The 8,241-nt window shown below is 39.7% G+C and carries 4 protein-coding genes; all 4 read left to right on the forward strand.

What is annotated here, in order from left to right; genetic code table 11:
- Positions 1-19 precede the first annotated feature (19 nt).
- A complete protein-coding gene (locus ACR2F7_RS00595; protein WP_432711670.1) occupies positions 20-3,358 on the forward strand; it encodes a DUF5107 domain-containing protein in 3,339 nt (1,112 codons plus the stop codon).
- A gap of 59 nt (positions 3,359-3,417) precedes the next feature.
- On the forward strand, positions 3,418-5,076 hold the full coding sequence (locus ACR2F7_RS00600) for a family 43 glycosylhydrolase (protein ID WP_432711671.1): 1,659 nt from the start codon (positions 3,418-3,420) through the stop codon (positions 5,074-5,076).
- A 183-nt stretch (positions 5,077-5,259) separates the two neighbouring features.
- Complete coding sequence (locus ACR2F7_RS00605) at positions 5,260-6,096, forward strand: universal stress protein (RefSeq protein WP_432711672.1); 837 nt, start codon at positions 5,260-5,262, stop codon at positions 6,094-6,096.
- Positions 6,097-6,353: 257 nt separating this feature from the next.
- Positions 6,354-8,241: TonB-dependent receptor (locus tag ACR2F7_RS00610; RefSeq protein ID WP_432711673.1), on the forward strand; the 1,888-nt coding region annotated here is incomplete at its 3' end.

Raw genomic sequence — 8,241 nt, forward strand, 5'->3', positions numbered from 1 at the left:
CAAAATACTGTATTAGCACATGAATACATCAAACTATGTAAACGTTTGGGAGGAGCAGGTTGTTATACCAACTTATGGAGTTGGTAAACCTGAAAAGAATCCGATGTTTTTTGAAAAAAGAATTTATCAGGGTAGCAGCGGTGCGGTTTATCCTCATCCTGTAATTGAAAAAATCTATGATGAAAAACAGGATAAGGCTTACAATGCTTTATTCCTGGAAAACGAATACCTCAAGGTCATGATTTTACCTGAATTGGGTGGCAGAATTCAGATGGCTTATGATAAAATAAAGGAACGACACTTTATCTACTACAACCAGGTGATTAAACCTGCTCTTGTAGGGCTTACAGGGCCATGGATTTCTGGAGGAATTGAGTTTAATTGGCCACAGCATCACCGTCCAAGTACATTTGATCCTATTGATTATAAAATTGAAGAGCACGAAGATGGCAGTAAAACTGTTTGGGTAAATGAGATTGAACAAATGTTCCATACAAAGGGTATGGCAGGATTTACCTTACATCCTGGGAAAGCCTATATTGAGATCAAAGCAAAGCTTTTAAATAGAACTGCTCTTCCTCAAACCTTTCTTTGGTGGGCAAATCCGGCAGTGAAAGTTAACGATCACTATCAATCTGTTTTTCCACCAGATGTAAATGCCGTGTTCGACCATGGAAAACGTGATGTATCTACCTTTCCTATTGCTACTGGTACCTATTATAAGGTAGACTATGCACCTGGTACAGACATCTCGATGTACAAAAATATTCCTGTGCCTACTTCCTATATGGCCATTAATTCTGAATATGATTTTGTGGGTGGATATGAAAATGACAGCGAAGGAGGATTACTTCATGTAGCTAATCACCACGTGTCACCGGGTAAAAAGCAATGGACATGGGGGCATAGCGATTTTGGACAAGCATGGGATAGAAACCTGACAGACGAAGATGGCCCCTATATTGAATTGATGACGGGTATGTTCACTGACAACCAGCCCGATTTTACCTGGCTAATGCCCAACGAGGAAAAGTCTTTTACCCAGTATTTTATGCCTTATAAAGAACTGGGCATGGTAAAGAATGCAACAAAAGATATCTTGCTGGCTATTGATAAAGTTGATGATCAGGTCATCTTGAAAATATATGTTACTTCAATTCAAACGGATCTTAGTGTGAAGCTTTATCACAAAGATCAATTGTTATGGAATGATCAGCTTAGCATGGATCCAAAAGAGGTGTATGTGCAAAAACTTTCTGTAGATCCGCTATGGGATGAAGATCAATTTTTGGTAACTGTATGCGCAGCATGGGGGCAGGAACTGATCAGGTATGAGCCAGCTTTGAACCAAAAAAATGACATCCCTGAACCGGCAAAGCCTGCACTTGCTCCTGAAGACACGGAGAATAATGAACAGCTGTTTCTCACTGGGCAACACCTTGAACAGTACAGGCATGCTACCTATAGTCCGGTTCCATATTATGAGGAAGCTTTAAAAAGAGATCCGAAAGATATCCGTAGTAATAATGCACTGGGTGTATGGTACCTCAGAAGAGGGCAATTCCAGAAAAGTGAAACTTACTTTAGAAAGGCTATTGAAACCAGTGTTCAGCGAAATGCTAATCCATATGACACAGAGCCTTATTATAATTTAGGGCTGAGTCTGAGGTTTCAGAATCAAACTGCTGAAGCTTACAAATCCTTTTATAAAGCCACCTGGGGAAATGCATGGAGAGCATCTGGCTATTTTTCCGTGGCACAAATTGATCTGGCAAGGGGACTATATGAACTCGCTTTAAGTCACATTACACTGGCTATTGATTGTAATGCTTGCAATAGCAAGGCCTATGTAGTTAAATCTGCTGCTCACAGAAAATTGGGGCAGCCTTTAAAAGCACTTACGGTTTGTAGTCTGGCACTTGAAAGAGATCCGTTTAACCTGGGTGCCTTATATGAATCTTCTTTGGCGTTTGCTCAAATAGGGAATATTGAAGGGAAGAGCAATGCACTGGCCGAGTTGTTAAAACTTTCAAGAGGCTATGAGCAGAATTTCATTGAATATGCATTAGATTATGCTACTGCCGGATTATATAACGAAGCAGCTGATTTATTGAAGTCTGCCGTTAAACAAACGGGATCAAACCCTCTTGTATACTATTACCTGGGCTGGTTTGATCATCAACTTGGCAACGATCAAGGGGCATTGGCTTATTTTAAAGAAGCTGCAAATGCTGATTCTTACCTCTGTTTCCCCAATCGTCTGGAGGAGATCACCATATTAAAACTGGCTATGACTCTTCATCCTGATGATGCCAGGGCGCCTTATTACCTGGGGAATTTGTATTACGATAAACGTCAGTATGAAGATGCCATTACTTATTGGCAGCTCGCAGTAGAACGTGATGGGAATTTTCCTACAGCACTAAGAAACCTTGGCATTGCGAGTTATAATAAACTGAAAGATCCTGACCAGGCGCTAGCGTATTTTGAAAGGGCTTTTGCACTTGATCCAACAGATGCACGAATTTTGATGGAGTTAGACCAGCTCTATAAAAAGTTAAACAGATCTCCCGAAGCGCGCATTGCCTTTTTAGATGAAAACAAGGAGGTGTGCTGTCAACGCGATGATTTATACCTGGAAAGAATAGCCTTGCACAATTTCAAGGCCGAGCACGATCATGCGCTGCATCTTCTTCAAACCAGGCAATTTCACCCCTGGGAAGGTGGCGAAGGCAAAGCATCCGGACAGTATGTATATAGCCTGGTAGAGCTAGCGAAAGCCTGTATTAAGGAAGAAGATTACCGGCAGGCCATCACATTATTGGATCAGGCACAAGTATACCCTCACCATCTTGGTGAAGGCAAATTATTTGGTAAACAGGAAAATGATGTGTTTTACTGGCTAGGCGTGGCCTATGAAGGATTGAATGACGATCAAAGGGCAATGGCATATTTCAATAAGGCCACCATTGGTCTTGACGAGCCTTCAGCAGCCTTATTTTATAATGATCAGCAGCCTGATCAAATATTTTATCAGGGACTTGCATGGAGGCGCTTAGGCAACCTCCATCGTGCTAACCAGGTGTTTAGTAATTTAATTAAGTATGGGGATGATCACCTCCACGAAGAAATTAAAATAGATTATTTCGCTGTATCGCTTCCTGATCTGCTGATCTTTGAAGCTGATTTGAACAAGAGAAATGAAATACATTGCAAATACATTTCTGGGTTGGGCTTGCTGGGTTTACAGGAAACAGACAAAGCCATCGCTTATTTTAACCATGTTCTTGCTGAAGACGCTATGCATTTTGGAGCGCTTACGCATTTGAACTTGGCTTTAAAAAGACCAACCACTTAAGTTGGTCTTTTTCCCCTTTTTTTTTGCTAGATATGAACACCCCTAAACCAATGTAATCAATGACATTTATTGAAAAATTATCTGCTTATATTGTAGATCGGATAATCAAGAAAATCACCTTCTTCCTTGTATTACTGATATTCGTTTCGGGAATTAGCAGCTCAATTAAAGCACAACCATCTCATCTTACAAAAACACAGCAGCTCAATATTAAAAACGATGTTTTTTGGAATACCACAGCCGGTCAACCTATTTACAGCCAGGGTGGTGGAATATTTAAATTCCCAGACCCAGTTACAGGAATCCAAAAGTATTACTGGTACGGCGTTCATTACAAAGAAGCTGCGGCTTACCAGGCTGATCCATCGGTTACCCATTCAAAAGATACATTTGAAGCCGTAACCTGTTACAGCTCAACGAACCTGGTGGATTGGACTTTTGAACGGAATGTTTTTACCAAAGAGCATTTGGCAAAGCTGGGTAAAAGACCAACATGGGTGGGCCGGTTAGGCGTGGCTTATGTTAAAGAATTGAACAAATATGCCATGTTTGTTCAACATGGCCCTCGGGTATTGATTACCCTTGCAGCTTCGCCTACAGGCAATTTTGACTGGCATCAGGAGCTGGATATGACTTCAAGGATCGGCACTTCCAATACCGGCGATCAAACCGTTTTCACAGATGAAGATACTGGTAAATCTTATTTAGTTTATTCTTATGGAAAGGGCAGGAGCAAAATCTATGTGTCTGAAATAGGTATGAATGAAGGTATGGTCACTCTGTTAGATTGCACCATGATCTTCCAGGGAGAGAGCCGTGAAGGAAATTGCATGTTTAAATACAAAGGCAAATTTTACATGGCTGCCTCCAACATATATGGTTGGGATGCTTCTCATGCCTACTACCTTGTAGCAGACAAAATCAGAGGACCTTACACCCCAACGAACAAGATGCTGGTGATGGAGGGTGCAAGTGATGATTATGCACATATCTCTCAAACGGGGTTCTTTTATACAATCAAAGGAAGCAAGCAGGAAACCGTACTTTATTGTGGCGATCGCTGGGCAAATTTTGCAGGTAACGGATTAGGTTTTAACCAATGGCTGCCCTTATCTTTCAAAGAGGAAAAGCCTTATTTTAATTCGCTCAGCTCCTGGAATCTTGATGTGAAATCAGGTATGTGGAGTGTTGCCAAAGACAATAATTACATTAAAAATGGAAGCTTTGAAGCCGACAGAAAACGGATTCCCAGTATGGTTAAGCCTGTGCAAGAGCAGTTGACGGGTTGGTTTTCTACTGTACTTAAAGGGAATAAAATTGTAACTGATACACTTTCACCGACGCTGAATCATTTCAATACGGAGGCTGACCGCAAAATAGTGATCGGCGAGAAAAGTCTGCAGATCAGCGATCACATCAACTTTAAAAGAAAGGTTTCTCAAATGGTCAGTTCAAGCCCCTACGTTAAACTTCCTGATGGATTTTATACCTTAACCGCAAAAGTGAAGAATAGCAAAGGCTTTAATACGCTTGAAATGTATGCAAAAAGTGCTGGTAAAAACTTTGTGCTGAGCTTTAAAAATCCACATCCCACCTGGCAATTCATCAGGCTTGAAAAGATCAGGATTAAAAATGGAAAAGTTGAGATTGGATTCTTAGCAGAGGGGATAGCAAATGCTTTCTGTCATGTGGATGACGTTGTTTTATTGGCAGATTAAGCTCAATTTTAATGATTAAATAGTGATGTTTATCATTCTTTAAGTGATTGATAATTAGTAACTTTAGGTGTAGTCTGTCAGCGCACTGCTCATTTACAATCACTCAATTAATCTTGGAAATAAGGACAGGTATACATTAACACAGTTAAATAGCTAATATGCTTTAAATCTAAATCAAGGTTTATGAAAAAGATTCTTGCTGTTTTTGATGGTTTTAAACTATGTCAAGGTACACTGAAATATGCAATTGAACTCACCCGACTTCAGAATGGTCATCTGACAGGTGTATTTCTTGATGCTTTTTTTTACCGGAGCTATAATCTTGCCAAAGTGATTAAAACAACACCTTATTCAGAGCTGACTATTCAGGAACTGGATAAACAGGATGAGCAATTAAGAGCTAAATCTGTAGAGGAATTTGAAAAAACCTGCCATAGTGCAGGAATTAACTTTTCCATTCATCGTGACCATAGTCTTCCGCTACTTGAGCTTCATTATGAAAGTATGTTTGCCGATATGATTGTGATCAATAAACGTGAAAAATTCAGTCATGCTGATCGTCAGGAGCCCACGGGATTTATTAAAGAATTATTAAGTGGTATCCAATGTCCTGTATTAGTTGTCCCTGATGATTATCAGGATGTTAAGAAAATTGTATTTCTATATGACGAAGAACCATCCTCTCTTTATGCCATCAAAATGTTTAGTTATCTATTAGAAAACTGGCATCATATGCCCATTGAAGTGCTTACTGTTAATGAAAATACAAAGGCGTTTACACCACCCGACACCGAACTGATGAGGAATTTTATGAAACGCAGATTTACTGACATAACCTATAATTTGTTAAGTGGTGAGGCAGAAGAAACGATTATCGAACACTTAAAGGTTACAGGTGCTCATCAACTGGTGGTTTTAGGAGCTTATAGAAGAAGCGGATTCTCTAGATGGGTAAAAAGAAGTATGGCTGATACTTTAATGAGTAGTTTGGATTTGCCCTTATTTATTGCTCATCACTAAATAAGGTAAGGCATGGCGATGGCTAGACCAATTATTTCACTTGGTTTCTGTTTATTAATATTATAATCATCTGTTAAATCCATTTATAGTAATACATTTGCGCCCATTAATAACCATAATCATCGTTAAAGGTCGGCATGAATTATATAAAGAAAATTTACCTCTCATTTATTTGTCTCTTAATTTTCCAACATGCATTTTCACAAGATTTTAAAGGTAATATATTCTCAAAAAGTAATTCTATTCCGCTAAAAGATGTGTATCTTCTGAATACAAAAAATGGAAACCATGCACATACAGATGAAAAAGGTGCTTTTGTGCTTAAAAATAACAAGACAGGTGATTCTATCAAAGTAAGTCATATTGGTTATCAAACAATTATTGTTCCCTATAGCACTGATCAAAAAACTATTCGCTTACTTTCTTCAGCTTTTCAACTTAACGAGGTAGTTGTTTCAGAAGGTATAAACCACCTTTCTTCAGTTGCTGCCATAGATCTTCAAACCAATCCGGTTAGCTCTTCACAGGAATTGCTGCGTAAAGTTCCCGGCCTTTTTATTGGTCAGCATGCCGGTGGCGGAAAAGCAGAACAACTATTTTTAAGAGGCTTTGATCTTGATCATGGAACAGATATCAATATTTCGGTTGATGGGATGCCTGTAAACATGGTGAGCCACGGTCATGGTCAGGGCTATGCAGATCTTCATTTTTTGATCCCCGAAACAGTAGGTCAGATAGACTTTGATAAAGGGCCATACCATGCCAATAAAGGAAATCTTGCTACTGCTGGTTATGTTGCCTTTGAAACTAAAGAACGCCTGGATAACAGTAGCATCACCTTAGAGGGGGGTAAATTTAACACATATAAAGCCTTAGGCTTATTTAATTTATTAAATACCCCTAAACAAGCGGCATATTTTGCAGCTGATTACCTTAAGACAGACGGTTATTTTGAAGCCCCACAGGATTTCAAAAGACTTAATCTCTTTGGTAAATACACGGTTAACTTTGCCAATTCAGACAAGCTTTCCATCACGGCATCAACCTTTACGAGCAAATGGAATGCCTCCGGACAAATTCCACAGCGTGCTGTTGATGAAGGGCTGATTACCAGGTTTGGTGCAATTGACAGTAATGAAGGTGGCGAAACCAGTAGAAGTAACCTGAATGTCAAGTATCATAAGTATTTTAATTCAGCTACCTGGCTTGAGAGCTCAGCCTTTTATAGCAGGTATAAATTTGAACTGTATTCCAACTTCACTTTCTTTTTAAACGATCCGGTAAACGGCGACCAGATCCGCCAGAAGGATAACAGAAATATAGCAGGTTTTGAATCTTTGTTGAATAAAAAATATAGCTTTAAAAATTCAGAATTAACCTTGCAGGCTGGTGTGGGTTTGCGCTATGACGATGTAAATGATTTAGAGCTTTCTCATACCCTCAATCGTACAACAACACTTGAAACTTCTATGCTGGGTAACGTAAATGAGGCTAATGGCTACAGTTTTTTAAATGCGAGCTATGAACTAGGTAAATTGATGATTAATCCTTCAATTAGGGTTGATTTTCTTAACTTTAGCTACTCAGATCTTTTAAATGGAGGAGAAAAGTCAAGCCAGCAGCAATCAATCCTGAGTCCTAAGCTTAACTTTCTATACAATCAAAGCAAAGATCTTCAGTTCTTTTTGAAACTAGGCAAAGGTTTCCACAGTAATGATACTCGTGTAGTGGTTGCTCAACAAGGGTATAAAATATTGCCAGCAGCCTATGGTGCAGATTTAGGTGTTAGCTGGAAGCCCCTTGATCGCCTTATTGTGAATGCTGCGCTATGGTATTTATACCTACAGCAAGAATTTGTTTATGTGGGCGACGAGGGTGTGGTAGAGCCAGGCGGAAGAACAGCCAGAAAAGGCGTTGACCTTGGCCTGCGTTACCAGTTGACCAACTGGTTGTTTTTAAATGGAGATGCCACTTATACACACGGCAGATCGTTGGATGACCCATCGGGTGAAAACTTTATTCCATTGGCACCCAAATTTACTTTCGCTGGTGGGCTGAGTGTTAAACAACTTGGTCAGTTTTCTGGTAGTATGCGCTCGAGATATCTCGCAAGCCGACCTGCAAATGAAGATAATTCCATTGTGG

The sequence above is a fragment of the Pedobacter sp. genome (genome assembly GCF_045628745.1).
GTDB lineage: Bacteria > Bacteroidota > Bacteroidia > Sphingobacteriales > Sphingobacteriaceae > Pedobacter.